This is a genomic window from Thioalkalivibrio sp. ALE23 (assembly GCF_000378545.1).
Taxonomy (GTDB): domain Bacteria; phylum Pseudomonadota; class Gammaproteobacteria; order Ectothiorhodospirales; family Ectothiorhodospiraceae; genus Thioalkalivibrio.
Genome location: NZ_KB900062.1, coordinates 1 through 2,991, shown reverse-complemented (window position 1 = coordinate 2,991; position 2,991 = coordinate 1). Strand labels below are relative to the sequence as shown.

Genomic DNA, 2,991 nt, shown 5'->3' with positions numbered 1-2,991 from the left:
CGCTTGCCTGAAGCACGATCCACTGTCTGCCGGTCGGACTTTGATCCTTCTGGCTCGGGGGTTGAGTCGTCTCCGTTCGCGTAGGGGCCTTCCTCTCCGGCCGCCAGTTTTTCCGCGAGGAATTTTCGCGCATCCGGCGCACGGTCAGGATTCGTATAAAGAATCTCGAGTGCCTGGAGGATGAGATCCCGTCCGTGCGTTTCAAACGCCTTCCGGATCACGTCATTGGTCGGCGCCGGAATGTCCTTCTTGCGAAGCTGATCCCGAATTTCACCGAAGGTGTTGGGGCGTGTGTACCCCGAGGCATTCGGATTCGATTGTGCGCCTTCCGCTCCCCGTGCTTTCTCTTGCTCTGCTACAGCCATTACTGGACTCCTTTCTGCCATTTGTTGCCATTCCATTGTGCAACACGGCGATGGCCTATGCGATTTTTTTCGCGCCTTCTACTCTGCCGTGTTTCGCGCCCAAAAAAAAGCCCCCCTTCGGTCATCCGAAGAGGGGCGTGGTTGGTGTGTTACCGGGGTTCCGGCACGAACTGCTGGTGCGCGTAGGCGATGGCCTGGGGGCCATAATCACGCAACACATCCAGCCAGTCGTAGCTTTTCTGGCCCGGTGGAGGCTGATCCCCCGGAATGATGACGTAGACCGGAAGACCGATTTCCGCCATGCGCCGCGCCAGCGTATCCGCTTCCCGTTCGCCGGTCTGGGATAGATCGAGATCCGCCCAGATGATAAGCCTCTTGACCCACGAAGGGGGCGTGAAGCTTGCCAGCGAGCCGGCGGTTCCGGCGGCCCAGGTGACCGCCAGTTCCTGAAGCGCCATACGCACGGCCAGCATCGTTTCGATGCCTTCGCCGACATGCAGGTCCCCATCGCCCGGACGGGGCCCGAACAGCGGGATAGCGCCACCCCGGATGTCTTTCCACGAGGGATATGAGGCCAGCTTTTTGCTGGTCTGTTCCGGCGCCTTGTCGGAACCGTCCTGCTCGAGAAAGATCCGATGAAGCGTGGCCGGCTGACCGTCATGCTGACAGAAGAGAGAGACGATCGCGGGGTAGGTCCCCGTGAACTCTTCCCTCTCACCGCAGTAGTAGGTCAGGTCGTGGACGACCCGGCAGACATCCGGCCATTGCTGGAGATGGATGCCGCGGTTCTGGAAGTAGGCGATACCCACCGAACCGCCCGGATCCGTGAGGGCGATACTCTTCTGCCCCCACAGTTCGTTCAGGCGTTTCTGGGTGTATTCGTCCTGCTTACGCTTCTCCTCGGCTTTCTGGCGAGCGATTTCCTCGTTTCGCCTCTTTTGCGCTTCGGAGACCTCGACGGTTTCCTCTTCCGATCCGCCAAGCCATTTATTGACTTGTTGGAGAGCTTCGGGAAACGACCAATGGTTGACCCACATCAGCGTGTCCAATCCACCGGTCAGCACATACCCGTGGCTGCCCTGCTTGGCGAGCTTCGCGTCGTGCTGGTCCAGTGTCTGGTTGAGCACGGCCGCCCCGGTTTCCTGCCAGTCCTTGAGAAACCGGAAACCGTCCTTTCCCCCGGCATGGTCCGGTCGGGGAACATGCGGGGGGTTGCGTTTTTGTTGCGATTTTTCCACCGCCGTACGCAACTGCGGGGCAAGGTCCGCGAAAATCGCAGGCCAGTACCCAGCCGCCGCCTCTTTCAGCTTTTGGGCGTTAATCCTGTACGGACGTTCCATGGTTTCCTCCTTTCTGCTCAAAAGGAGCACCCGTGCCAGCGGGTGCTCTGTTGAATCACAAAGCACCCTGGCAGGTGCGACTATGCGGCTTGCGCCAACGACTTCCGGAGGATGCGGAACATCTCCGGCGCCAGGTCTCCCAGGTCATGGACCCGGGCGGCCCAGCGATCGCCGAACAATTCCTCAACGTTCACGTCATCTCCGATGCCGATCCCAAACACCTCGATACCTGCTTCACGAGCCATTTCGATGGCTTGCTCCGCAGACGGGGTGCAATTCGGTTCGCCATCGGTGAGCACCAGAAGGATCTTCCGGGGCTCCGAACGCTGAACGAGGTTCATGCCGCTTCGCAGCATGGCGCTACCCATCGGCGTGGATCCTCCACTATAGGGCCAGAACCGCGACACATTCGGGCGGGCCCGACTGCCGAACGGCACGATGACCCCGACACCGTCTCCCCACGGATAGGGGAACGTGGTGGTCTGCGCCGTCACACCCTTGGTTTCTTCCAGGGCGGACTGCAACGCATACGCCGATGTCATGGCCTTAACGATGGTTTCACCCATCATCGAACCTGACCGATCCACCAGCACTTCCACCGCGGTGTTCGGGGTGGAAGACGTGGTCCGCTTTTCGAAGATCCGGTCGTCATTCATGCCCGCGCGGGCCAGATGACGGGAACGGATCTTGCGGCCTTTCCGCCGTGTGCTGCGGCGATCGAAGTTCACGCTTTCCAGCAGCGTGCGCATCTTCATCCGCAGGGCGGTGGTGGCGGCTCGAGCGTTCTCAGCCAACGTCTCCGGATTGGACTTATCCGACGGTTGTACCGCCATCATCTCCGAGGGCACCTGATCCGGGTTGGCCCGGTGGCTTTTCTCTTCGATGCTTTTCCCCAGTGAATCGCCCAGATCGAAGGAGTCGAGGTCTTCGGCCTCTTCGTCCAGTTGATCCTGGATGTCTCCGGCGCCATCGCCGGATTCATCGCTACCGGATTGCGACTGGGTTTCGTTGCCGGATTCATCCCCGGAATCTTCCCCGGCGGAATCCTCACTGGATTCATCTTCCGACTCGCCGCTGGCGTTATCTCCACCGGCACTGTCTTCCGAATCTTCCTCGGCATCGTCGTCGGCGTCACCTTTTCCGCCATCGCCGGATTCATCTTCCGGATCCTCGTCGGACTCGTCGCTGGAGTTACCCCCACCGTCGTTCTCGTCCGATTCGTCCTCGGATTCATCCCCGGCGTCAGCGCCGTCGTTGGCCTCGTCTTCGGAGCCTTCATCCGAATC

General features: G+C 60.4%; 2 protein-coding genes and 1 pseudogene. All 3 read right to left on the bottom strand.

Annotation, left to right across the window (positions count from 1 at the left end):
* Window positions 1–365 (bottom strand): annotated as a pseudogene (locus F573_RS15145) (hypothetical protein); the annotation flags it as partial.
* Window positions 366–514: 149 nt separating this feature from the next.
* Window positions 515–1,705: a toprim domain-containing protein gene (locus F573_RS0113705; RefSeq protein WP_019023064.1), complete on the bottom strand. Its 1,191-nt coding sequence runs from the start codon at window positions 1,703–1,705 to the stop codon at window positions 515–517.
* A gap of 80 nt (window positions 1,706–1,785) precedes the next feature.
* The coding region (locus F573_RS0113700; protein ID WP_019023063.1) for a vWA domain-containing protein at window positions 1,786–2,991 on the bottom strand (1,206 nt) is incomplete at its 5' end.